This is a genomic window from Escherichia sp. SCLE84 (assembly GCF_012584495.1).
GTDB lineage: Bacteria > Pseudomonadota > Gammaproteobacteria > Enterobacterales > Enterobacteriaceae > ECMA0423.
The window spans coordinates 1,517,351-1,542,325 of record NZ_CP051430.1; the positions used below are offsets into that span (position 1 = coordinate 1,517,351).

25 protein-coding genes are annotated in these 24,975 nt (G+C 51.1%); 16 read left to right on the forward strand and 9 right to left on the reverse strand.

The genetic code is table 11. The features are described from left to right. The first annotated feature begins 103 nt into the window (after positions 1-103). Positions 104-919, forward strand: a complete 816-nt coding sequence (ybiV, locus tag HGD79_RS07585; RefSeq protein ID WP_000114234.1) for a sugar-phosphatase YbiV — start codon at positions 104-106, stop codon at positions 917-919. Between the two features lie 151 nt (positions 920-1,070). Further along, positions 1,071-2,336, forward strand: coding sequence for a DUF1479 domain-containing protein (locus HGD79_RS07590; RefSeq protein ID WP_000168797.1), 1,266 nt, complete (start codon positions 1,071-1,073; stop codon positions 2,334-2,336). A gap of 255 nt (positions 2,337-2,591) precedes the next feature. Here the strand turns inward: HGD79_RS07590 and HGD79_RS07595 are convergent, their stop codons facing one another. Then, positions 2,592-3,572: an IS110-like element IS621 family transposase gene (locus HGD79_RS07595; protein WP_000399648.1), complete on the reverse strand. Its 981-nt coding sequence runs from the start codon at positions 3,570-3,572 to the stop codon at positions 2,592-2,594. Positions 3,573-3,850: 278 nt separating this feature from the next. Then, complete coding sequence (locus HGD79_RS07600; RefSeq protein WP_000961458.1) at positions 3,851-5,443, reverse strand: ABC-F family ATPase; 1,593 nt, start codon at positions 5,441-5,443, stop codon at positions 3,851-3,853. Between the two features lie 218 nt (positions 5,444-5,661). Between HGD79_RS07600 and ldtB the strand changes: the two genes are divergently transcribed. Then, complete coding sequence (gene ldtB, locus HGD79_RS07605) at positions 5,662-6,582, forward strand: L,D-transpeptidase (protein WP_001056384.1); 921 nt, start codon at positions 5,662-5,664, stop codon at positions 6,580-6,582. A gap of 58 nt (positions 6,583-6,640) precedes the next feature. Here ldtB and HGD79_RS07610 read toward each other — a convergent pair whose 3' ends face one another. After that, positions 6,641-7,759, reverse strand: a complete 1,119-nt coding sequence (locus tag HGD79_RS07610) for an anion transporter (protein WP_000056442.1) — start codon at positions 7,757-7,759, stop codon at positions 6,641-6,643. Then, a complete protein-coding gene (gene mntR, locus HGD79_RS07615) occupies positions 7,756-8,223 on the reverse strand; it encodes a manganese-binding transcriptional regulator MntR (RefSeq protein WP_000091016.1) in 468 nt (155 codons plus the stop codon). The genes HGD79_RS07610 and mntR overlap by 4 nt, the downstream gene beginning before the upstream one ends. A gap of 185 nt (positions 8,224-8,408) precedes the next feature. Between mntR and mntS the strand changes: the two genes are divergently transcribed. Continuing rightward, positions 8,409-8,537, forward strand: a complete 129-nt coding sequence (gene mntS / locus HGD79_RS07620) for a manganase accumulation protein MntS (protein WP_001001761.1) — start codon at positions 8,409-8,411, stop codon at positions 8,535-8,537. 271 nt (positions 8,538-8,808) lie between these two features. Next, positions 8,809-10,392 carry a phosphoethanolamine transferase gene (gene opgE, locus HGD79_RS07625; RefSeq protein ID WP_001054697.1) on the forward strand — a complete coding sequence of 528 codons (1,584 nt, stop codon included), beginning with the start codon at positions 8,809-8,811 and terminating at the stop codon, positions 10,390-10,392. Positions 10,393-10,440: 48 nt separating this feature from the next. Here opgE and ompX read toward each other — a convergent pair whose 3' ends face one another. Both ompX and HGD79_RS07635 read right to left on the reverse strand, forming a co-directional pair. Further along, positions 10,441-10,956 carry an outer membrane protein OmpX gene (gene ompX / locus HGD79_RS07630; RefSeq protein WP_001295296.1) on the reverse strand — a complete coding sequence of 172 codons (516 nt, stop codon included), beginning with the start codon at positions 10,954-10,956 and terminating at the stop codon, positions 10,441-10,443. Between the two features lie 52 nt (positions 10,957-11,008). Further along, positions 11,009-11,074: a protein YliM gene (locus HGD79_RS07635; protein WP_120795379.1), complete on the reverse strand. Its 66-nt coding sequence runs from the start codon at positions 11,072-11,074 to the stop codon at positions 11,009-11,011. Positions 11,075-11,308: 234 nt separating this feature from the next. Between HGD79_RS07635 and rhtA the strand changes: the two genes are divergently transcribed. From rhtA to ybiO, 6 genes are all read left to right on the forward strand, one after another. Next, positions 11,309-12,196 carry a threonine/homoserine exporter RhtA gene (gene rhtA / locus HGD79_RS07640; RefSeq protein WP_001119538.1) on the forward strand — a complete coding sequence of 296 codons (888 nt, stop codon included), beginning with the start codon at positions 11,309-11,311 and terminating at the stop codon, positions 12,194-12,196. A gap of 298 nt (positions 12,197-12,494) precedes the next feature. Beyond that, complete coding sequence (gene dps, locus HGD79_RS07645; protein ID WP_000100800.1) at positions 12,495-12,998, forward strand: DNA starvation/stationary phase protection protein Dps; 504 nt, start codon at positions 12,495-12,497, stop codon at positions 12,996-12,998. Positions 12,999-13,401: 403 nt separating this feature from the next. Continuing rightward, entirely contained in the window at positions 13,402-14,148 is a 747-nt protein-coding gene (gene glnH / locus HGD79_RS07650) for a glutamine ABC transporter substrate-binding protein GlnH (RefSeq protein ID WP_000843866.1), read from the forward strand. Between the two features lie 138 nt (positions 14,149-14,286). After that, complete coding sequence (gene glnP, locus HGD79_RS07655) at positions 14,287-14,946, forward strand: glutamine ABC transporter permease GlnP (RefSeq protein WP_001159065.1); 660 nt, start codon at positions 14,287-14,289, stop codon at positions 14,944-14,946. Beyond that, a complete protein-coding gene (glnQ, locus tag HGD79_RS07660; protein WP_000569080.1) occupies positions 14,943-15,665 on the forward strand; it encodes a glutamine ABC transporter ATP-binding protein GlnQ in 723 nt (240 codons plus the stop codon). Before glnP ends, glnQ begins: the two co-directional genes overlap by 4 nt. A gap of 116 nt (positions 15,666-15,781) precedes the next feature. Next, positions 15,782-18,007: a mechanosensitive channel protein gene (gene ybiO / locus HGD79_RS07665; protein ID WP_001267255.1), complete on the forward strand. Its 2,226-nt coding sequence runs from the start codon at positions 15,782-15,784 to the stop codon at positions 18,005-18,007. On the opposite strand, the gene rlmF is transcribed toward ybiO, so the two are convergent. After that, positions 18,004-18,930, reverse strand: a complete 927-nt coding sequence (rlmF, locus tag HGD79_RS07670; RefSeq protein WP_167850732.1) for a 23S rRNA (adenine(1618)-N(6))-methyltransferase RlmF — start codon at positions 18,928-18,930, stop codon at positions 18,004-18,006. The two genes, ybiO and rlmF, sit on opposite strands and share 4 nt — an antisense overlap. A gap of 275 nt (positions 18,931-19,205) precedes the next feature. On the opposite strand from rlmF, the gene mcbA reads away from it, so the two are divergent. The 5 genes from mcbA (at position 19,206) to ybiJ (ending at position 23,597) form a co-directional block, all read left to right on the forward strand. Then, positions 19,206-19,466 carry a DUF1471 family periplasmic protein McbA gene (gene mcbA / locus HGD79_RS07675; RefSeq protein WP_000710619.1) on the forward strand — a complete coding sequence of 87 codons (261 nt, stop codon included), beginning with the start codon at positions 19,206-19,208 and terminating at the stop codon, positions 19,464-19,466. A gap of 264 nt (positions 19,467-19,730) precedes the next feature. Further along, complete coding sequence (locus tag HGD79_RS07680) at positions 19,731-22,013, forward strand: catecholate siderophore receptor Fiu (protein WP_000430036.1); 2,283 nt, start codon at positions 19,731-19,733, stop codon at positions 22,011-22,013. A gap of 41 nt (positions 22,014-22,054) precedes the next feature. Beyond that, positions 22,055-22,732, forward strand: a complete 678-nt coding sequence (gene ybiX, locus HGD79_RS07685; protein ID WP_000990176.1) for a PKHD-type hydroxylase YbiX — start codon at positions 22,055-22,057, stop codon at positions 22,730-22,732. Positions 22,733-22,805: 73 nt separating this feature from the next. After that, positions 22,806-23,072, forward strand: coding sequence for a C4-type zinc finger protein YbiI (gene ybiI, locus HGD79_RS07690; protein ID WP_000146343.1), 267 nt, complete (start codon positions 22,806-22,808; stop codon positions 23,070-23,072). A gap of 264 nt (positions 23,073-23,336) precedes the next feature. Next, positions 23,337-23,597, forward strand: a complete 261-nt coding sequence (ybiJ, locus tag HGD79_RS07695) for a DUF1471 family protein YbiJ (protein ID WP_000849301.1) — start codon at positions 23,337-23,339, stop codon at positions 23,595-23,597. A 102-nt stretch (positions 23,598-23,699) separates the two neighbouring features. On the opposite strand, the gene ybiE is transcribed toward ybiJ, so the two are convergent. Next, entirely contained in the window at positions 23,700-23,759 is a 60-nt protein-coding gene (gene ybiE, locus HGD79_RS26575) for a protein YbiE (protein WP_211180490.1), read from the reverse strand. 66 nt (positions 23,760-23,825) lie between these two features. After that, entirely contained in the window at positions 23,826-24,911 is a 1,086-nt protein-coding gene (hcxB, locus tag HGD79_RS07700) for a hydroxycarboxylate dehydrogenase HcXB (RefSeq protein WP_000443512.1), read from the reverse strand. Positions 24,912-24,975 lie beyond the last annotated feature (64 nt).

Consider the following 24,975-nt stretch of genomic DNA (forward strand, 5'->3'; position numbering starts at 1 on the left):
CATCATCAATTTCATCCTTACTTTCATTCGAAATATAATTTGTGCTCTGCGTCACATTGTTATTACACTGTTACGGTTTCATTTTCGAGCCAGGAGCACACCTATGAGCGTAAAAGTTATCGTCACAGACATGGACGGTACTTTTCTTAACGACGCCAAAACGTACAACCAACCACATTTTATGGCGCAATATCAGGAACTGAAAAAGCGCGGCATTAAGTTCGTTGTCGCCAGCGGTAATCAGTATTACCAGCTTATTTCGTTCTTTCCTGAGCTAAAGGATGAGATCTCTTTTGTCGCGGAAAACGGCGCACTGGTTTACGAACATGGCAAGCAACTGTTCCACGGCGAACTGACCCGACATGAATCGCGGATTGTTATTGGCGAGTTGCTAAAAGATAAGCAACTCAATTTTGTCGCCTGCGGTCTGCAAAGTGCATATGTCAGCGAAAATGCCCCCGAAGCATTTGTCGCACTGATGGCAAAACACTACCATCGCCTGAAAGCTGTAAAAGATTATCAGGAGATTGACGACGTACTGTTCAAGTTTTCGCTCAACCTGCCAGATGAACAAATCCCGTTAGTGATCGACAAACTGCACATAGCGCTCGATGGCATTATGAAACCCGTCACCAGTGGTTTTGGCTTTATCGACCTGATTATTCCCGGTCTACATAAAGCAAACGGTATTTCGCGGTTACTGAAACGCTGGGATCTGTCACCGCAAAATGTGGTAGCGATTGGCGACAGCGGTAACGATGCGGAGATGCTGAAAATGGCGCGTTATTCCTTTGCGATGGGCAATGCTGCGGAAAACATTAAACAAATCGCCCGTTACGCTACCGATGATAATAATCATGAAGGCGCGCTGAATGTGATTCAGGCGGTGCTGGATAACACATCCCCTTTTAACAGCTGACCTCTCTACCGGAGCCGTGCGCTCCGGTTTTCCCTTCTTTTTACATCCTGTACATCACATCAAATCATTAAACTTGCATTAACTTATTTATAACTTATATTGTCACATGCAAATCAGAATGGTTTCGAATGAAAGTTAATGAGAGGTGGTTATGGCTTCTACTTTTACCAGCGACACATTGCCTGCCGATCACAAAGCAGCTATCCGTCAGATGAAGCACGCGCTGCGGGCGCAGCTTGGCGACGTCCAGCAGATCTTTAATCAGCTAAGCGATGACATTGCCACGCGAGTGGCTGAAATCAACGCACTCAAAGCACAGGGCGATGCCGTCTGGCCGGTGCTGTCTTATGCCGATATCAAAGCAGGTCATGTTACTGCAGAGCAGCGCGAACAGATTAAACGTCGCGGTTGTGCGGTGATAAAAGGCCATTTCCCCCGCGAACAAGCGCTAGGCTGGGATCAGTCGATGCTGGACTATCTGGACCGCAACCGCTTTGACGAGGTCTACAAAGGCCCCGGCGATAATTTCTTCGGGACGCTCAGCGCTTCACGTCCCGAGATTTACCCCATCTACTGGTCGCAGGCGCAAATGCAGGCCCGCCAGAGTGAAGAAATGGCGAATGCGCAGTCGTTTCTCAATCGTCTGTGGACATTTGAAAGTGATGGAAAGCAATGGTTTAACCCGGATGTGAGCGTCATCTACCCTGACCGTATCCGCCGCCGTCCGCCCGGAACGACCTCCAAAGGTCTTGGAGCGCATACCGACTCCGGGGCGCTGGAACGCTGGCTGCTTCCAGCGTATCAGCGCGTTTTCGCCAACGTCTTTAATGGCAATCTGGCGCAATATGATCCCTGGCATGCGGCACATCGTACGGAAGTTGAAGAGTACACGGTGGACAACACCACCAAATGTTCCGTGTTTCGGACATTCCAGGGCTGGACAGCGCTCTCTGATATGCTGCCTGGTCAGGGGTTGCTGCACGTTGTGCCCATTCCTGAAGCCATGGCGTACGTACTGTTACGTCCGCTGCTTGATGATGTGCCGGAGGATGAACTGTGCGGCGTAGCGCCCGGAAGAGTGTTGCCGGTATCAGAGCAATGGCATCCACTGTTAATTGAGGCGTTAACCAGCATTCCAAAACTCGAGGCCGGAGACTCCGTCTGGTGGCACTGCGACGTCATCCATTCCGTTGCCCCCGTTGAAAATCAACAGGGTTGGGGCAACGTGATGTACATTCCTGCGGCACCGATGTGCGAGAAAAATCTTGCCTACGCGCACAAGGTGAAGGCCGCACTGGAAAAAGGCGCATCGCCGGGCGACTTCCCGCGCGAGGACTATGAAACAAACTGGGAAGGACGCTTTACGCTTGCCGACCTCAACATTCACGGTAAGCGAGCGTTGGGCATGGATGTTTGAGAGTTAATGGAAGTGAATTGATGTGGGATTAAGAAAATCGATTCGACGTTACTCAGATTGCTGACAAGTGCGCTTTCTTAATGCCTGATGCGCTACGCTTATCTGGCCTACAAAGTCCTGCAGATTCAATATATTACAGGTACTGCGTAGATACTGTTATGGCCTGCAAGTTTTTTCCTGGTCCGGTTTCCCGGATTGCAGGCATGCCAGACACAGCGCCGTCAGGCGCTGTTTTTTTCATCCCTTCCGCGATTTTTACGCCGCTACCGGATTATGCCGTGACGCATCGAACGGCACGCCTGACTTCAGCACTCCATACGCCACCTGTGCCAGCTTGCGCATCATCGCGCCGAGAATCACCTTTCCTTTCTTGCCATTAGCCGCCAGACGGTCGCGGAACGCCCGTCCCCACTCAGTCTTACTGGTGGCTACCATTGCGGGCATATACAACGCCCTGCGAAGCGACACATGTCCGGCCTTACTCATCCGGCTCGCCCCTCTCACACTGCTACCTGATTCATAACGCCGTGGTGTCAGACCCGCAAAAGCGGCGAACTGTCTGGCATGGGCGAAGCGGTCCTTCAGACCGATATAAGCCAGCAATACCGCAGATGTTTTCTCTCCGATACCCGGGATGCTTTCCAGCAGTTTCCTGCGGTGTTTCATATCCGGATCATCGTCTGTCAGGTCTTTTATCTGCTTCTCAAGACGCTTCAGCTCTGCTTCAAGCCACAGAAGGTGAGCATCAATGCTCGGTCTCTGGACTTCCCGCGCCGTTTCAGTGCGATTCAGTTCCTGCGTGTGCATATCTGTCAGCGCCTGGTGGCGGACTACCAGGGCACGCAACGCGCGTTCAAGCGGGTGAGGCGCTTCCCAGGCTGCAGGGCGCTTCTGACGACAGAACTCTGCCAGCATGCGCGCATCCACGGTATCAGTCTTGTTACGCAGTCCTTCACTCTGAGCGAAAGCTTTACCCAGCGCAGGATTAATGACTGACACTATGTAGCCAGCATCGTAAAGGCACTCAGCGACAGGTTCCATATAGGTGCCGGTCGCTTCGATGCAGATATGCGCATGGTCAATCTTGTGACCTTTCAGCCAGCTCACCAGCTCATCGTGCCCTTTAGTGGTGTTAGCGAATTTTTTGGTGCGATGACGACCATCAGGACGCAACACATCGACATCCAGTTTCTCTTTAGCGGTGTCGATACCGATATAATGAAGTTCATGTTCCATAGTGAAACCAACCTTGCAAATACGGATTACCGGGAAAACCGGTCCATGATACTGTCCGGTTTATCACTTTGGGAGAAAGGCAGTCCGCTGCATAAATCTACGCAACAGGTTAGAACCCAAGGCCCGATACGGCATGCGGACTGCAGGCAGAGAAAACTGGCCGATTTTCTCTGCACTGGAGGGATAATACAAGGCCTGATAAGCGTAGCGCATCAGGCTATTTTGCATTTGTCATCAGCCGCCGTCACCCCGACAGTATCGGGGTGACGGATAATCACTTACTCGATCCCTTTACTACGCAGGTAATCTTCGTAATTACCGCTAAAGTCGATCACGCGTTCCGGGGTGATTTCCAGAATGCGGGTCGCCAGGGAGCTTACGAACTCACGGTCGTGTGAAACAAAGATCAGCGTGCCCTGATACAGTTCCAGCGCCATGTTCAGTGACTCGATGGATTCCATATCCAGGTGGTTGGTCGGTTCGTCCATGATCAGAATGTTCGGCTTCTGCATCATTAACTTACCAAACAGCATCCGCCCTTTTTCCCCACCGGAAAGCACTTTAGCTGGCTTTTTGATGTCGTCCTGGCTGAACAGCAAACGACCGAGAATGCTGCGTACCGCCTGCTCGTCATCGCCTTCCTGCTTCCACTGGCTCATCCATTCGAACACGGTCAGATCATTTTCAAACTCATATTCGTGGTCCTGAGCATAGTACCCAATGCGCGCGTTTTCAGACCATTTTACGGTGCCGCTGTCCGGTTGCAGATCGCCCACCAGCGTTTTCAGCAGCGTTGATTTACCGACGCCGTTGGTACCCAGTACCGCAAGTTTTTCACCGACCTCCAGCAGCAAGTTGAGATTTTTAAACAGTGGACCGTTATCAAACCCTTTGGTCAGACCTTCCACTTCCAGCGCGTTACGGAACAGTTTCTTATCCTGTTCAAAACGGATGAACGGGTTCTGACGGCTGGAGGCTTTCACCTCTTCCAGTTTGATTTTATCAATCTGGCGCGCGCGCGAAGTTGCCTGGCGAGATTTCGAGGCGTTGGCGCTAAAGCGGCTAACGAAAGATTGCAGCTCAGCAATCTGCGCTTTCTTCTTGGCGTTATCAGCCAGCAGACGTTCACGCGCCTGGGTCGCCGCCGTCATGTACTCATCGTAGTTGCCCGGATAAACGCGCAGCTCGCCGTAATCCAGATCCGCCATGTGGGTACAAACCATGTTAAGGAAGTGACGGTCGTGCGAGATGATGATCATGGTGCTGTCACGCTCGTTCAGCACCTGTTCCAGCCAGCGAATGGTGTCGATGTCGAGGTTATTGGTCGGTTCGTCGAGCAGGAGAATATCCGGATCAGCAAACAGCGCCTGCGCCAGAAGCACACGCAGCTTCCAGCCAGGAGCAACTTCACTCATCGGGCCGTAGTGCTGTTCCACTGGAATTCCCACGCCAAGCAACAATTCACCGGCGCGAGCTTCCGCAGAGTAACCGTCCATTTCGCCGTATTTAACTTCCAGATCGGCCACTTTATAGCCGTCTTCCTCACTCATTTCCGGCAAAGCATAGATGCGGTCACGCTCCTGCTTCACTTCCCACAACTCTTTATGCCCCATGATCACCGTATCCAGCACAGTGAACTCTTCAAAGGCAAACTGATCCTGACGCAGCTTACCAATGCGCTCGTTGGGATCGAGGGAAACGTTACCCAAAGTCGGCTCTAAGTCGCCGCCGAGGATCTTCATAAAGGTGGATTTACCACTACCGTTCGCGCCAATCAGGCCGTAACGGTTGCCGCCGCCAAATTTGACGGAAATGTTTTCAAACAACGGCTTACTGCCGAACTGCATGGTGACGTTACTGGAAACTAACACAGGCGTATCCTGAAAAGAGATATGACAAACCGCGCATTATGCCATAAGTCTGAAAGAAGATCCTGCTCCTCGCTTAAGGTCTACACTCAAGCCAAAGGCAAAAAATGTGATTTCGTACACATCTGATTTCACTGTGAGCTGGAATGAACTTATAATGCGCTTCCAATACTCTAATATTCTCAACCCAATGGCCTGCCAGGCACAAAATCTCGCTTAACATGAATATGAAATTGAAAACATTATTCGCAGCGGCCTTCGCTGTTGTCGGCTTTTGCAGTACCGCCTCTGCGGTAACTTATCCTCTGCCAACCGACGGGAGTCGCCTGGTTGGTCAGAATCAGGTGATCACCATTCCTGAAGGTAACACTCAGCCGCTGGAGTATTTTGCCGCGGAGTACCAGATGGGGCTTTCCAATATGATGGAAGCGAACCCGGGTGTGGATACCTTCCTGCCGAAAGGCGGTACTGTACTGAACATTCCGCAGCAGCTGATCCTGCCGGATACCGTTCATGAAGGCATCGTCATTAACAGTGCAGAGATGCGTCTGTATTACTATCCGAAAGGGACCAACACCGTTATCGTGCTGCCGATCGGCATTGGTCAGTTAGGCAAAGATACGCCTATCAACTGGACCACTAAAGTTGAGCGTAAGAAAGCAGGCCCGACCTGGACGCCGACCGCCAAAATGCACGCAGAGTACCGCGCTGCGGGCGAACCGCTTCCGGCTGTCGTTCCGGCAGGTCCGGATAACCCGATGGGGCTGTATGCACTCTACATCGGTCGCCTGTACGCTATCCATGGCACCAACGCCAACTTCGGTATCGGCCTGCGTGTAAGTCATGGTTGTGTGCGTCTGCGTAACGAAGACATCAAATTCCTGTTCGAGAAAGTACCGGTCGGTACCCGCGTACAGTTTATTGATGAGCCGGTAAAAGCGACCACCGAGCCAGACGGCAGCCGTTATATTGAAGTCCATAACCCGCTGTCTACCACCGAAGCCCAGTTTGAAGGTCAGGAAATTGTGCCAATTACCCTGACGAAGAGCGTGCAAACAGTGACCGGTCAGCCAGATGTTGACCAGGTTGTTCTTGATGAAGCGATTAAAAACCGCTCCGGGATGCCGGTTCGTCTGAATTAATCTTCAAAACTTAAAGCAAAAGGCGGACTCATAATCCGCCTTTTTTATTTGCCAGACCCTAGTTGGCCGGGAGTATAACTAACAAAACATATCCCACCAACGCCGCCCACAACAGCATCGGTATTGAATAGAGATGGAAACGCCACCAGATGCGGCGATCGTTCGCCATACGTAGCGCAATCAAATTTGCCAGCGATCCGGGTAATAACCCAAAGCCACCTACGTTTACCGCCCATACCAGTAATAAAGACGGCGGCACATAGTTCAGCAACAATATGGTACTCGGCACGTTACTGATCACCTGCGATAAACCGATTGCCGTTAACCATAACCCGGGTTCAGATAGATGACTCACGTTACCCAACACGCCTTGCAACGCTGGAAGCTGGGTCAGTAAATGGACGTCGATAAACATCGCCATAAACACCAGCAGCAGCGTCCAGTCCACACTGAGCACCACGCGACGTGCCAGCAGCGCAAAGCCTGCCGCCACAATCACCAGTCCCCACAGCTCTTGTTTGAACTCCAGCGCCGTCAGAAAGACGATATACAGCCCCAGACAACTCCACACCAGCCGCGGTTTCCACTCCGGTGTTTGCACCCCCGTATGGTATTGCAGCGCCTTTCCAGGGAAACAACACCAGCACAGGAGCAGGAGCGTCAGCATCATTGCGCCAGCCAGCGGTGCCATTTGGGCAATAAATCCGGCAAACGAAAGACCAGAACGTCCCCAGATAAGAATATTTTGCGGGTTGCCAATTGGCGTCAGTAGCGAACCAGCGTTGACTGCCAGCGCCTCAAAAATAATCAGCCGATTAACCGGGATCTCACACAGTCTTTTTAGCGTGATAGTCAGCGGAACAACAATAAACAGCGCGACATCGTTGGTCAGAAAGGTAGAAAGCAGCGCCGCCGCCAGCACCATAAACATCGCCAGCCGACGCTCCGTAGCAAAGCGGCGCACCATTTTGCGCCCCAGCACATCAAAATAACCGCTTAACTCCACACCTTTGGTCAGCAGCATCAGGCCGCTTAAGGTGATGATGGTGTGCCAGTCGATAGCAGCAGGCCAGGATTTCGGTGCAAAGGGCACGAAAAAGCTTAATCCGATACCAACAAGAATTAATAACTGAAAAAAACGATCGCCTTGCAGCGTGCGTAAAAAAGGCAGGCTCATTTGGCACCGTGTTTCTGGGTAAACAAACGAAAAGCGTCGAGCGTCTCTTCACTAACATGGTGCTCCATGCCTTCCGCGTCGCGACGGGCGATTTCCGGACTGACGCCCAACACCAACAAGAAATTTTCGACTATCTGATGTCGCTCGCGGCTTTCCTGCGCCAGCTTCTCTCCTTCTGCCGTTAAAAACACGCCACGCCAGGGGATCATTTCAATCAGCCCCATGGTTGCCAGCCGCTTAAGCATTTTAGCCACCGTCGGTTGCGAAACTCCCAGACGAGCAGCCATGTCCACCTGACGAGCTTCCCCCACTTCCCTGATCAAGTCAGAAATCAGCTCAACGTAATCATCAATAAGCTCGCGCCGATGCGCCTCTCTGACCTGGCGGAACCCTTCAACGTGCTCTTCCACGTTCACTAACTGCGTCACTTTTTTTGCTGTTGGCGTACCTGCGCGACGACTCATTGTGCTTCCTCATTATGGTGACGCATACATAGCGTTCTCATTTCGTGCGCACATTGTAAACCAGAGTTGCGAAGGTACAAAAAATTAACGTTTTAGCAATAGCTATATAATATAGCCTGTGCTATATCTGTATGTAATGCAATCATCCCTCAAGGATCGACGGGATTAGCAAGTCAGGAGGTCTTATGAATGAGTTCAAGAGGTGTATGCGCGTGTTTAGTCATTCTCCCTTTAAAGTACGGTTAATGCTGCTCTCTATGTTGTGCGATATGGTCAACAACAAACCGCAGCAAGATAAACCTTCCGATAAATAGCGGCGTCGCGGTACGCCGCTTCACTCCTGCTTTCATGCAGGCATAACGCGTTTTGGTCTGAAAAACCCCACTTTTTGTCGGATTTGCAATCCCCTTCGCAAAAGATTTGTTCGTCAGTAGTTGACCTGAACGGCGGCTCGCTCTATCTTCTTGCAGCCCTGCGTATATTGCGGCTCGCGGATGCGGACCCCTTTCCACTCTTCACGCACTCTTGCAGGTATTGACCCTTGACGCCAGGGTAAGCACATGGCGTTTGTTACGATAGTGGCATATGAATTTAACCCTCAAAGAATCGCTTGTTACCCGTAGCCGGGTATTTAGCCCGTGGACTGCGTTCTACTTTTTACAGTCGCTATTAATTAACCTCGGCTTAGGTTACCCCTTCAGTTTGCTCTACACCGCTGCGTTTACGGCTATTTTGCTTTTGCTATGGCGAACATTGCCTCGCGTACAAAAAGTTCTGGTCGGTGTCAGTTCGCTGGTGGCGGCTTGTTATTTCCCTTTTGCTCAGGCCTACGGCGCGCCTAATTTCAATACATTGCTGGCATTGCACTCCACCAATATGGAAGAGTCGACCGAAATCCTGACGATTTTTCCGTGGTACAGCTACATGGTCGGCATATTTATTTTTGTGCTCGGCGTAATAGCAATCAGGCGAAAAAAAGAGAGTGAAAAAGCGCGCTGGAATACCTTCGACAGCCTGTGTCTGGTATTCAGTGTGGCGACATTTTTTGTTGCTCCCGTGCAAAACCTGGCCTGGGGCGGCGTATTTAAACTGAAAGATACTGGCTATCCGGTATTTCGTTTTGCTAAGGATGTCATCGTCAATAATAACGAGGTGATTGAAGAGCAAGAACGGATGGCAAAACTTTCCGGAATGAAAGATACCTGGACGGTCACTGCCGTTAAGCCGAAGTATCAGACCTATGTGGTGGTGATCGGTGAAAGCGCGCGTCGCGATGCCCTCGGTGCCTTTGGCGGTCACTGGGACAATACCCCGTTTGCCAGCAGCGTTAACGGTTTGATATTTGCTGACTACATTGCCGCCAGTGGCTCCACGCAGAAATCGCTTGGCTTAACGCTCAATCGCGTAGTCGATGGCAAACCACAGTTTCAGGATAACTTTGTCACCCTGGCAAATCGCGCGGGCTTCCAGACCTGGTGGTTTTCCAACCAGGGTCAAATCGGCGAATACGATACCGCTATCGCCAGCATCGCCAAACGAGCAGATGAAGTGTACTTCCTGAAAGAAGGTAATTTTGAAGCAGATAAAAATACCAAAGACGAAGCGTTACTGGATATGACCGCTCAAGTGCTGGCGCAAGAGCACTCGCAACCGCAGCTGATTGTTCTACATCTGATGGGCTCACATCCGCAGGCCTGCGACAGGACACAAGGCAAATACGAAACCTTTGTGCAGTCGAAAGAAACGTCGTGCTATCTCTATACCATGACGCAAACGGACGATTTACTGCGCAAGCTGTACGATCAGTTACGCAACAGCGGCAGCAGCTTCTCGCTGGTTTACTTTTCTGACCACGGTCTGGCCTTTAAAGAGCGCGGCAAAGACGTGCAATACCTTGCCCATGATGATAAGTATCAGCAAAATTTCCAGGTGCCTTTTATGGTCATTTCCAGCGACGATAAAGCGCATCGGGTGATTAAAGCCCGCCGCTCAGCCAATGACTTCTTAGGTTTTTTCTCCCAGTGGACGGGAATTAAAGCGAAGGAAATTAACATCAAATACCCGTTTATATCTGAGAAGAAAGCCGGGTCGATATACATCACCAACTTCCAGTTACAGAAGGTGGATTACAACCATCTCGGAACCGATATTTTCGACCCGAAGCCTTAAAAACAAAAATCCGCCCCGAGAGGCGGATTTTTTATATCACCAAAGTGATTAGAAGCGGTAACCAACACCGGCAATCCAGGTGCCTACGTCAACGCTACGAATACGGCTCTGCTCGTAAGAGAAGTCCAGAGCAACGTTTTCCATCGGGTTGAACTGCAGACCAGCACCGTAGGAGAAACCGTAGTCGCTGGTGTCGTGTTTGTAGGTCGGGTATTCAGTGGTCTGGAATTTACCATAACCCACACCCACTACACCGTAGATGCTTGCCCAGTCGTTAATGCGGTAAGCCGGACCAGCAGTGATGCCGTAGTACTGGTTTTTGTTGTAGTCACCAGAGCTTGCAGTACGGCTTTTCTCGGTGTAAGTGAAAGAACCGATCACACCCAGCGGGCTGTTGTCTTCTTCATAGCGGTATTTCAGGTTGAAACCGCCCATTTTGTTCATTTGGCCCTGAGCGTCGCTCTGTGCGTAACCGCCAGTTACGGTAGAAGTCGCAGCTACGGAAGTACCTGCGGTGAAAGCCAGAACTGCGGCCAGTGCTGAAAGACATGCAATTTTTTTCATAACCACCTCAAATGTGATTCAAATAAGTCCTAAGTTTTAAATATATCAAAAATTAATGGGAAACTCTTCGCGATTTGTGATGTCTAACGGGCCATTTCATGTAACAGAACGTTTCCATACACCGCTATCCATCTAAATTTAAATCACTTTTTCAGAGAACTGCGTAAGTATTACGCATGTTTTCCCTGTCATTCATCCAGATTATTCCTAATCACCAGACTAATGATTCCATCAATCCTGGCGCATTTTAGTCAAAACGGGGGAAAATTTTTTCAACAAATGCTCAACCAGCATTGGGTATATCCAGTACACTCCACGCTTTACTTAAGTCTAGATATTTGTGGGAGAAAGGATGCCTGGTTCATTACGTAAAATGCCGGTCTGGTTACCAATAATCATATTGCTCGTTGCCATGGCGTCTATTCAGGGTGGAGCCTCGTTAGCTAAGTCACTTTTTCCTCTGGTGGGCGCACCGGGTGTCACTGCGCTGCGTCTGGCATTAGGAACGCTGATCCTCATCGCGTTCTTTAAGCCATGGCGACTGCGCTTTGCCAAAGAGCAACGGTTACCGCTGTTGTTTTACGGCGTTTCGCTGGGTGGGATGAATTATCTTTTTTATCTTTCTATTCAGACAGTACCGCTGGGTATTGCGGTGGCGCTGGAGTTCACCGGACCACTGGCGGTGGCGCTGTTCTCTTCTCGTCGCCCGGTAGATTTCGTCTGGGTTGTGCTGGCGGTTCTTGGTCTGTGGTTCCTGCTACCGCTGGGGCAAGACGTTTCCCATGTCGATTTAACCGGCTGTGCGCTGGCACTGGGGGCCGGGGCTTGTTGGGCTATTTACATTTTAAGTGGGCAACGCGCAGGAGCGGAACATGGCCCTGCGACGGTGGCAATTGGTTCGTTGATTGCAGCGTTAATTTTCGTGCCAATTGGAGCGCTTCAGGCTGGTGAAGCACTCTGGCACTGGTCGGTTATTCCATTGGGTCTGGCTGTCGCTATTCTCTCGACCGCTCTGCCTTATTCGCTGGAAATGATTGCCCTCACCCGTTTGCCAACACGGACATTTGGTACGCTGATGAGCATGGAACCGGCGCTGGCTGCCGTTTCCGGGATGATTTTCCTCGGAGAAACACTGACACCCATACAGCTGCTGGCGCTCGGCGCTATCATCGCCGCTTCAATGGGGTCTACGCTGACAGTACGCAAAGAGAGCAAAATAAAAGAATTAGACATTAATTAAATTTACATTTCTGCATGGTTATGCATAACCATGCAGAATTTCTCGCTACTTTTCCTCTACACCGTCTTTATATATCGAATTATGCAAAAGCATATTTATTCCGAAAATTCCTGGCGAGCAGATAAATAAGAATTGTTCTTATCAATATATCTAACTCATTGAATCTTTATTAGTTTTGTTTTTCACGCTTGTTACCACTATTAGTGTGATAGGAACAGCCAGAATAGCGGAACACATAGCCGGTGCTATACTTAGTCTCGTTAATTACTGGGACATAACATCAAGAGGATATGAAATTATGAGTACCGCTAAATTAGTTAAATCAAAAGCGACCAATCTGCTTTATACCCGCAACGATGTCTCCGACAGCGAGAAAAAAGCAACAGTAGAGTTGCTGAATCGCCAGGTTATCCAGTTTATTGATCTTTCTTTGATTACCAAACAAGCGCACTGGAACATGCGCGGCGCTAACTTCATTGCCGTACATGAAATGCTGGATGGCTTCCGCACCGCACTGATCGATCATCTGGATACCATGGCAGAACGTGCAGTGCAGCTGGGCGGTGTAGCTCTGGGGACCACTCAAGTTATCAACAGCAAAACCCCGCTGAAAAGTTACCCGCTGGACATCCACAACGTTCAGGATCACCTGAAAGAACTGGCTGACCGTTACGCAATCGTCGCTAATGACGTACGCAAAGCGATTGGCGAAGCGAAAGATGACGACACCGCAGATATCCTGACCGCCGCGTCTCGCGACCTGGATAAATTCCTGTGGTTTATCGAGTCTAACATCGAATAAATCCATCGCTGATGGTGCAGAACTTTAGTACCCGATAAAAGCGGCTTCCTGACAGGAGGCCGTTTTGTTTTGCAGCCCACCTCAACGCACTTATTTAGTGCATCCATCTGCTATCTCCAGCTGATTAAGTAAATTTTTTGTATCCACATCATCACACAATCGTTACATAAAGATTGTTTTTTCATCAGGTTTTACGCTAAATAATCACTGTGTTGAGTGCACAATTTTAGCGCACCAGATTGGTGCCCCAGAATGGTGCATCTTCAGGGTATTGCCCTATAAATCGTGCATCACGTTTTTGCCGCATCTCGAAAAATCAAGGAGTTGCAAAACTGGCACGATTTTTTCATATATGTGAATGTCACGCAGGGGATCGTCCCGTGGATAGAAAAAAGGAAATGCTATGAAGTCTGTATTAAAAGTTTCACTGGCTGCACTGACCCTGGCTTTTGCGGTTTCTTCTCATGCCGCGGATAAAAAATTAGTTGTCGCGACGGATACCGCCTTCGTTCCGTTTGAATTTAAACAGGGCGATAAATATGTGGGCTTTGACGTTGATCTGTGGGCTGCCATCGCTAAAGAGCTGAAGCTGGATTACGAACTGAAGCCGATGGATTTCAGTGGGATCATTCCGGCACTGCAAACCAAAAACGTCGATCTGGCGCTGGCGGGCATTACCATCACCGACGAGCGTAAAAAAGCGATCGATTTCTCTGACGGCTACTACAAAAGCGGCCTGTTAGTGATGGTGAAAGCTAACAATAACGATGTGAAAAGCGTGAAAGATCTCGACGGGAAAGTGGTTGCTGTGAAGAGCGGTACTGGCTCCGTTGATTACGCGAAAGCAAACATCAAAACTAAAGATCTGCGTCAGTTCCCGAACATCGATAACGCCTATATGGAACTGGGCACCAACCGCGCAGACGCCGTTCTGCACGATACGCCAAACATTCTGTACTTCATCAAAACCGCCGGTAACGGTCAGTTCAAAGCGGTAGGTGACTCTCTGGAAGCGCAGCAATACGGTATTGCGTTCCCGAAAGGTAGCGACGAGCTGCGTGACAAAGTCAACGGCGCGTTGAAAACCCTGCGCGAGAACGGAACTTACAACGAAATCTACAAAAAATGGTTCGGTACTGAACCGAAATAATAACGCTACACCTGTAAAACGCACTGGCAGTTCCCTCTCCCCTATGGGGAGAGGATTAGGGTGAGGGGCGCAAACCCGCTCCGGGGCCATTAATTACCCTGAATTTGATTATTTACACCACGGTAACAGGAACAACATATGCAGTTTGACTGGAGTGCCATCTGGCCTGCCATTCCGCTTCTGATTGAAGGTGCCAAAATGACCCTGTGGATTTCGGTCCTCGGTCTGGCAGGCGGTCTGGTAATCGGATTGCTGGCAGGTTTTGCACGCACCTTCGGTGGTTGGATAGCCAACCACGTCGCGCTGGTCTTTATTGAAGTGATCCGCGGCACACCTATCGTCGTCCAGGTGATGTTTATCTATTTCGCCCTGCCGATGGCGTTTAACGACTTACGCATCGACCCATTTACTGCGGCGGTGGTCACCATCATGATCAACTCCGGCGCGTACATTGCGGAAATCACGCGTGGTGCGGTGCTGTCTATCCACAAAGGTTTTCGTGAAGCAGGACTGGCGCTCGGTCTTTCACGTTGGGAAACCATTCGCTACGTCATTTTACCGCTGGCACTGCGTCGTATGCTGCCGCCGCTGGGTAACCAGTGGATCATCAGCATTAAAGACACCTCGCTGTTTATTGTGATCGGCGTGGCGGAACTGACCCGTCAGGGGCAAGAAATTATTGCCGGTAACTTCCGCGCCCTTGAGATCTGGAGCGCCGTGGCGGTGTTCTATCTGATTATTACCCTGGTGCTGAGCTTTATTCTGCGTCGTCTGGAAAGAAGGATGAAAATCCTGTGATTGAATTTAAAAACGTCTCCAAGCACTTTGGCCCAACCCAGGTGCTGCACAATATCGATTTGAACATTGCCCAGGGCGAAGTCGTGGTGATTATCGGGCCGTCCGGTTCCGGTAAATCGACCCTGCTGCGCTGCATCAACAAACTGGAAGAAATCACCTCCGGCGATCTGATTGTCGATGGCCTGAAGGTTAACGATCCGAAAGTTGACGAGCGCCTGATTCGCCAGGAAGCAGGTATGGTGTTCCAGCAGTTTTACCTCTTCCCGCATCTGACGGCGCTGGAAAACGTCATGTTTGGTCCGCTACGCGTGCGTGGCGCGAACAAAGAAGAGGCGGAAAAACTGGCGCGTGAGCTGCTGGCGAAAGTCGGTCTGGCAGAACGTGCACATCACTACCCTTCCGAACTTTCTGGTGGTCAACAGCAGCGTGTGGCGATTGCCCGCGCGCTGGCGGTGAAGCCGAAAATGATGCTGTTTGATGAACCGACTTCCGCTCTTGACCCGGAACTGCGCCATGAAGTGCTGAAGGTTATGCAGGATCTGGCTGAAGAAGGGATGACGATGGTGATCGTGACCCACGAAATCGGTTTTGCCGAGAAAGTAGCTTCGCGGCTGATCTTTATCGACAAAGGCCGGATTGCGGAAGATGGCGATCCGCAGGTATTGATCAAGAACCCGCCGAGCCAGCGCTTGCAGGAATTTTTGCAGCACGTCTCTTAACTTCTCTGCCTCCCTTTCACCCGAAAGGGAGGCACACCAGATTCCTCTCATTTAAAATCGCCCCTCCCCCAGCATCTATACTTATCTTTTTGCTCTGTTTTCTCACTGGAGGAGTCATGCGGTGGATCCTGTTCATCCTCTTCTGCCTGCTGGGCGCACCTGCCCACGCGGTATCCATACCCGGCGTTACAACCACAACGACAACGGACTCAACGACTGAACCGGCCCCGGAACCGGATATCGAACAAAAAAAAGCGGCCTATGGCGCACTGGCGGATGTGCTGGATAACGACACCTCGCGTAAAGAATTGATCGACCAGTTGCGTACTGTCGCCGCGACGCCCCCTGCGGAACCGGTCCCGAAGATCGTGCCGCCGACGCTGGTTGAAGAGCAAACCGTGCTGCAAAAGGTCACCGAAGTCAGCCGCCATTATGGTGAAGCCCTTTCCGCCCGCTTCGGACAACTTTATCGCAATATCACCGGCTCCCCGCATAAGCCGTTTAATCCACAAACCTTCAGCAATGCGTTGACCCATTTTTCAATGTTAGCGGTATTAGTGTTTGGTTTTTACTGGCTGATTCGTCTGTGCGCACTGCCGCTGTATCGCAAAATGGGCCAGTGGGCGCGGCAAAAAAATCGCGAACGCAGCAACTGGCTGCAGCTTCCGGCGATGATTATCGGGGCGTTTATTATCGACCTACTGTTACTGGCACTGACATTGTTTGTCGGCCAGGTATTAAGCGACAACCTGAATGCGGGCAGTCGCACCATCGCTTTCCAACAAAGTTTGTTTCTCAACGCCTTTGCCCTGATTGAATTTTTCAAAGCCGTACTACGCCTGATTTTTTGCCCAAACGTGGCTGAACTGCGCCCGTTCACGATTCAGGACGAGAGCGCCCGTTACTGGAGTCGTCGCCTGAGCTGGTTAAGCAGTTTGATAGGTTATGGCCTGATTGTGGCCGTGCCGATTATCTCTAATCAGGTGAATGTACAGATAGGTGCGCTGGCGAACGTCATCATTATGCTGTGCATGACCGTCTGGGCGTTGTACCTGATCTTTCGCAATAAAAAAGAGATTACCCAACATTTGCTCAACTTTGCGGAGCATTCGCTGGCCTTTTTCAGCCTGTTTATCCGCGCCTTTGCGCTGGTGTGGCACTGGCTGGCAAGCGCCTATTTTATCGTGCTGTTTTTCTTTTCGTTGTTCGATCCGGGCAACAGCCTGAAATTTATGATGGGTGCAACGGTGCGCAGCCTGGCGATTATTGGTATCGCAGCGTTTGTTTCCGGTATGTTTTCCCGCTGGCTGGCGAAAACCATCACCCTCTCGCCACATACTCAGCGTAACTATCCGGAGCTACAAAAACGGCTGAATGGCTGGCTTTCGGCGGCGCTGAAAACGGCGCGTATTCTGACCGTCTGCGTGGCGGTAATGTTGCTGTTGAGCGCATGGGGATTGTTCGATTTCTGGAACTGGCTGCAAAACGGCGCGGGGCAGAAAACCGTAGATATCCTGATCCGCATCGCACTCATTCTTTTCTTCTCGGCGGTTGGCTGGACAGTGCTCGCCAGTTTGATCGAAAACCGGCTGGCTTCGGATATTCATGGCCGCCCGCTACCCAGCGCCCGTACGCGTACCCTGCTGACGCTGTTCCGTAACGCGCTGGCGGTGATTATCAGTACCATCACCATCATGATTGTGTTGTCGGAAATCGGCGTCAATATCGCGCCATTGCTGGCAGGTGCTGGGGCATTAGGTCTGGCTATCTCGTTTGGTTCGCAAACGCTGGTGAAAGATATTATCACCGGGGTATTTATTCAGTTTGAAAACGGCATGAACACTGGAGATTTGGTTACTATCGGGCCGTTGACCGGCACTGTGGAACGGATGTCGATTCGCTCCGTGGGCGTGCGTCAGGATACCGGGGCGTATCACATCATTCCTTGGTCTTCGATAACCACCTTTGCTAACTTCGTCCGCGGCATTGGTTCGGTGGTGGCAAACTACGATGTTGATCGCCATGAAGATGCTGATAAAGCCAATCAGGCACTGAAAGATGCGGTAGCGGAATTGATGGAAAACGAAGAAATTCGCGGGCTGGTTATTGGTGAACCAAACTTTGCCGGGATTGTCGGCTTAAGCAATACCGCGTTTACACTGCGTGTTTCGTTCACCACGCTGCCACTCAAACAGTGGACGGTCCGCTTTGCCCTCGACAGCCAGGTGAAAAAGCATTTCGACCTGGCAGGTGTTCGCGCGCCAGTGCAGACTTATCAGGTGCTGCCTGCTCCGGGCGCGGCCCCGGCTGAACCGCTGCCGCCGGGGGAGCCAACGCTTTAACGTTGGCGATTAACAAAACGGCGGCGCTGCTCGTCGTTCATAAAGGTCCAGGCAATAAAGCGACTCTGCTTTTGCCCCTGGGCCATCTCTTTTTTAACCACCTTCACCGCGCCCACGTCCGTCAGAGCACGATACAACGGCGGTAAGTTTTCACCACGAGAAACCAGCGAGGTAAACCACATCACCTGCTTCGCGAAGCCTTTGCTCTCTTCAATCATCTTTTTGATAAAGGCGACTTCACCACCTTCACACCACAACTCCTGTTGCTGGCCGCCAAAGTTCAGTGCATCGTCTTTGTTCAGCCCCAGGTTACGGCGTTTACGCTCACTACCTGCCCGTGCCGCAGCGGCGGAATCGTGGAATGGCGGGTTACACAAGGTCGCGTCGTATTGCTCGTTTTTATGGATGATGCCGTTAAAAATCGCCCCACTCTCTTTTTGCCGACGCAGACGAATGGCGCGGTTAAGCCCCGGATTAGCACTGATGATCGCCTGCGCACTACTTAACGCCTGACTGCTGGTTTCACTACCGGTAAAACGCCAGCCATATTCATGTACGCCAATCAGCGGATAAATACAGTTCGCACCAACGCCGATATCCAGAATGCTGGCATTAGATGGAATTGTTCCGCTTGCTTCTGCCAGTAAATCGGCAAGGTGATGAATATAATCCGCCCGGCCCGGTACTGGCGGGCAGAGAAAACCGTCCGGGATATCCCAGTTCGCTACGGCGTAAAAATGGGCCAGCAATGCCTTATTGAGCGCCTTCACCGCCAGCGGATTGGCAAAGTCTACGCTTTGCTCCCCTGCGGGTGTAAGCGTGAGGAATTGCCTGAGTTCAGGATTGACCTGACAAAGCGTGGCGAGATCGTAGCGGCTGTGATGACGGTTGCGCGGATGCAACCCCGGTTTCTGGGCGGACATAGCATTCTCCTTTAAGCAGCGGCGTAAGATACCCGCATAACGCGACAGGGTAAATATCTGGCTGCGTTTATCATTCCCCAAAACCTTAACATGGCTATGGTTTATGGCAATTCATCATAAAAATCAGCATTATGCATGTCATTGATTTGTCTTATTTTGTAAAAATATATCGTTCAAAAAATAAGCACATCTCTGTCAATTTTTTGCGTCATTTTCATCGCCCAGGCGACCTACACTTATCAGGCACTACCCGTTGTATTTATGAGGATGTCATTATGAAAAAGTGCCTCACACTACTGATTGCCACCGTCCTGAGCGGAATCTCTCTCACGGCTTATGCCGCGCAACCGATGAGTAACCTGGACAGCGGTCAGCTACGGCCCGCCGGTACCGTTTCGGCAACTGGCGCATCAAACCTAAGCGATCTGGAGGATAAACTGGCAGAAAAAGCGCGCGAGCAAGGCGCGAAAGGTTATGTCATTAATTCCGCAGGCGGAAATGACCAGATGTTCGGTACTGCAACCATCTACAAATAACCCCACCAACGTAACTGCATTCGCCTCTGGATGCAGTTTTCGCCTGTTTTGTAATCAAAAAACATCAAATATGAACGCAATGTAAATAAATGTATTTCTTTTTCGCGCAATGGGTGATAGAAAATCGCGCCAAGTGATAATGCTTATCAAAATTATTATCACTTGCACGAACACTATCACGAGATTAACAGTGGCATCGCATCCGCAGAGAGGCTTTCTCGTGGCAGTGAAAATTTCAACATATAAAAAAAAGTCACCTGCAAAATGGAAAACAATCGCAATTTCCCTGCCAGACAATTTCATTCGCTCACGTTCTTTGCCGGTCTTTGTATTGGCATCACGCCTGTGGCTCAGGCACTCGCCGCCGAAGGGCAAACTAACGCGGATGACACGCTGGTTGTCGAAGCATCAACGCCTTCGCTTTATGCGCCACAACAATCTGCCGATCCGAAATTCTCGCGTCCGGTAGCGGATACTACCCGCACGATGACGGTGATTTCTGAACAAGTGATTAAAGATCAGGGCGCAACCAACCTTACCGACGCGCTCAAAAACGTCCCCGGCGTGGGTGCGTTTTTTGCGGGTGAGAACGGTAACTCCACCACTGGCGACGCCATTTATATGCGCGGTGCTGATACCTCTAACAGTATTTATATTGATGGCATTCGCGATATCGGCAGCGTCTCGCGCGACACCTTCAATACTGAGCAGGTCGAAGTGATTAAAGGGCCTTCCGGCACCGACTACGGGCGCAGCGCGCCGACGGGCTCGATCAATATGATCAGCAAGCAGCCGCGCAATGATTCCGGCATTGACGCCTCCGCCAGTATTGGCAGCGCCTGGTTCCGCCGCGGCACGCTGGACGTCAATCAGGTCATTGGTGATACCACTGCGGTGCGCCTGAATGTGATGGGCGAAAAAACGCACGATGCCGGACGCGACAAAGTCAAAAATGAGCGTTACGGCGTCGCCCCTTCTATCGCTTTTGGCCTTGGTACAGCGAATCGTTTGTATCTTAATTATCTGCATGTCACCCAGCACAACACGCCAGACGGCGGCATTCCGACCATCGGTTTGCCGGGTTATTCTGCCCCATCTGCGGGAACAGCGGCTCTGAATCATTCCGGAAAAGTTGATACTCATAACTTTTACGGCACGGATTCCGATTACGACGATTCGACCACCGACACCGCCACCATGCGTTTTGAGCACGACATCAACGATAACACCACCATTCGCAATACTACCCGTTGGTCGCGCGTAAAGCAGGATTACCTGATGACGGCGATTATGGGCGGGGCGTCGAATATTACTCAGCCCACCAGCGATGTGAATAGCTGGACCTGGTCACGCACGGCGAATACCAAAGATGTGAGTAATAAAATTCTCACCAACCAGACCAACCTGACCTCGACGTTCTATACCGGTTCTATCGGTCATGATGTCAGTACCGGCGTGGAATTTACCCGTGAAACGCAGACTAACTACGGCGTTAATCCGGTGACGTTACCCGCGGTAAATATTTATCATCCTGACAGCAGCATTCATCCCGGCGGCCTGACGCGCAACGGCGCAAACGCCAATGGTCAGACGGATACCTTCGCAATTTACGCCTTCGATACGCTGCAAATCACCCGTGATTTTGAGCTGAACGGCGGGATCCGTCTGGATAATTATCATACTGAATATGACAGTGCCACCGCCTGCGGCGGCAGCGGACGCGGTGCCATCACCTGCCCAGCTGGTGTGGCAAAAGGTTCTCCGGTCACCACCGTCGACACCGCCAAGTCGGGCAATCTGGTGAACTGGAAAGCCGGGGCGCTGTATCACCTGACGGAAAACGGTAATGTCTATATTAACTATGCCGTTTCCCAGCAGCCTCCGGGCGGCAACAACTTCGCCCTTGCGCAGTCTGGCAGCGGTAACAGTGCCAACCGCACCGATTTTAAACCGCAAAAAGCCAACACCAGCGAGATTGGCACCAAATGGCAGGTTCTGGATAAACGCCTGTTGCTCACCGCCGCGCTATTCCGTACTGATATCGAAAATGAAGTTGAGCAAAATGATGACGGAACTTACTCGCAATACGGTAAGAAACGTGTCGAAGGCTATGAGATATCCGTGGCCGGGAATATCACGCCCGCGTGGCAGGTGATTGGCGGCTATACCCAGCAAAAAGCAACCATCAAAAACGGCAAAGATGTTGCCCAGGATGGTTCCTCATCGCTGCCGTATACCCCGGAGCACGCCTTCACCTTATGGAGCCAGTATCAGGCAACAGATGATATCTCTGTTGGCGCGGGCGCACGCTATATCGGCAGTATGCATAAAGGTTCAGACGGCGCGGTGGGAACGCCAGCGTTTACCGAAGGTTACTGGGTCGCCGATGCCAAACTGGGGTATCGGGTTAATCGCAATCTCGACTTCCAGCTAAACGTTTACAACCTGTTTGATACCGATTACGTCGCCTCAATCAACAAGAGCGGCTACCGTTATCACCCGGGCGAGCCAAGAACCTTCTTGCTCACAGCCAATATGCATTTCTGATTCAGATGTGGGGCGCAGGCCCCACTTTTTGGAGAACTTGTATGATGTACCACATTCCCGGCGTGTTATCGCCACAGGACGTCGCCCGGTTTCGCGAACAACTGGAACAAGCCGAATGGGTGGATGGACGCGTCACCACCGGCGCACAAGGTGCGCAAGTTAAGAACAATCAACAGGTCGACACCCGCAGCACGTTATACGCCGCCCTGCAAAATGAGGTGCTGAACGCGGTTAACCAACATGCTTTATTCTTTGCCGCGGCCTTGCCGCGTACCCTTTCCACGCCGCTGTTTAATCGCTATCAGAACAATGAAACCTATGGTTTCCATGTGGATGGCGCAGTACGCAGCCATCCACAAAACGGCTGGATGCGTACTGACCTTTCTGCCACGCTGTTTTTAAGCGATCCACAAAGCTACGACGGCGGCGAACTGGTCGTTAATGACACCTTCGGACAACATCGGGTAAAACTCCCGGCAGGCGATCTCGTGTTGTATCCCTCCAGCAGCCTGCATTGCGTGACACCCGTAACCCGCGGCGTACGAGTGGCATCATTTATGTGGATCCAGTCGATGATCCGTGATGATAAAAAGCGCGCCATGCTGTTTGAACTGGACAACAATATTCAGTCGCTGAAAAGCCGCTATGGTGAAAATGAAGAGATCCTGTCGCTGCTTAATCTTTATCATAATCTGCTGCGGGAATGGTCGGAGATCTGATGCTTGAACTGCCCAAGTTCGTCCCTGGATTAGCTACACTTAACTGTACAAGCATTGATATGGGGAGGACGATATGGCATCCGGTTGGGCTAACGATGACGCCGTCAACGAACAGATCAACAGTACAATTGAAGATGCGATTGCCCGCGCTCGGGGTGAAATTCCGCGTGGCGAAAGCCTGGATGAATGTGAAGAGTGCGGTGCCCCCATCCCGCAAGCCCGTCGGGAAGCCATTCCTGGCGTGCGCTTATGCATTCATTGTCAGCAGGAGAAAGATTTACAAAAACCAGCGTATACAGGATATAATCGCAGAGGTTCGAAAGACAGCCAGTTACGTTAACTACAACTGGCGAGATGTATAGCGAGTATAATTTGTATTTTGCGTGGCATTCCGTGCCTTTAACGCTGTCGTGACTGCCACGCTGCATAAAACAAGTCCATAAGTACAACAAATAAATGGTTTATCAGTATGTTAGATATCAATCAATTTATTTGAACAAGGCGGTCAATTCTCTTCGATTTTATCTCTCGTAAAAAAACGTGATACTCATCACATCGACGAAACAACGTCACTTATACAAAAATCACCTGCGAGAGATTAATTATGAAAACTATCAATACTGTTGTTGCTGCTATGGCTCTTTCAACTCTGTCATTTGGCGTGTTTGCCGCGGAACCGGTAACGGCATCCCAGGCACAGAACATGAATAAAATCGGCGTGGTTTCTGCCGATGGCGCATCCACCCTCGATGCCCTGGAAGCGAAACTGGCTGAGAAAGCCGCGGCAGCCGGTGCCAGTGGATACAGCATCACTTCCGCCACCAACAACAATAAATTAAGCGGTACTGCGGTAATTTATAAGTAATTCGTAGGAAGGATAAGGCGTTTACGCCGCATCCGGCAACAGATGCCTGATGCGACGCTACCGCGTCTTATCAGGCCTACAAAATCCGAACCGTTGGACGGATCAGGCGTTTACGCTACGTCCAGCACAAGTATTTCCCTGTCTGTTTGCCGACAGACGCATATGCTCTAACCCTCATTGATCCTATGTTACCCTTGTTTGCCCGTCCGCCACTGGACGGGCTTTTTTTTAGCTGGCTAACTGCTGACAGAAAGCCTGCAACGTCTCTTCCGACATACCAATCTGCCGCGCCGCATCACAAATGGCCTGCCAGCTTCCCGCATCCAATGGAATCCCCTGCTCCTGCCGTTCGCGACGCGTGTTCACTTCCCACTCGCCCGGTAGCAAAATCGGCTTATCATCATCATGCGGCGAGGCTTTCACCCACTCGGCAAAGGCTTCGGTCTGCGCGCTACAATCCGGCGCGCCGAAGAGTTCCGGGTTGATGATGATAGTGGTCATGCAGTTAAGAATGGCATCGGGACTGGTTTGTAACGTTTCCTGATGCGTCGTTTTACCGCCGGAAAGCGCCCCGCCAAGAATTTCACACATCGCTGCAAGGGCGTAGCCTTTATGTTCGGCAAAGGTCAACAGCGAACCCAACGGCGACTCCTGCATTACCGCCGGATTGGTCGTCGGCACGCCGTTAACGTCAATCAGGCAACCTGGCGGCACGGGGACGCCTTTATGCCAGGCGACGCGGGTTTTGCCAAATGCAATGGCGCTGGTGGCGTAATCAAGCAACAGCGGGAAATTATCTTTACGAGGGAAAACCACACAGAACGGATTGGTGCCAAAGCGGCTGTCGCGACCGTGGAACGGTGCGACCATTGGAATACCGACCACGCTAACAAAGTGGATAGAGACAAACCCCGCCGCTGCACACTGCTCCGCCCAGTAACCGATACGGCCGATATGATGCGAGTTATGTAGCGCCACGGCAGCAATACCGTGCTGATGCGCTTTCTCAATCCCCAGCGCCATCGCTTCGTGTGCCGCGACCTGACCGAATGCGCGATCGCCATCGAGCGTGACTGCCGCCCCCGCCTCTTTAACGATTTTGGCATGATGGTTAATTTGCAGATGCCCCTGACTCCAGGAACGCACATAGCTTGGGATCATGCCAATACCATGAGAATCATGCCCTGCCAGGTTTGCCGCGATTAAATGATCGGCCACTAATTTCGCTTCTTGTTCCTCGCTACCCATCTGACGAAATACAGCCTGAATAAAACTGTGCAGCGTCTGAGCATCAAAGCGATGACCACTTTCCATGGTTAACTCCTGTTTATGTTATGTGTTTGTTGTTTTTTTATGCTGCACGCCGGGCGCGGGAAGG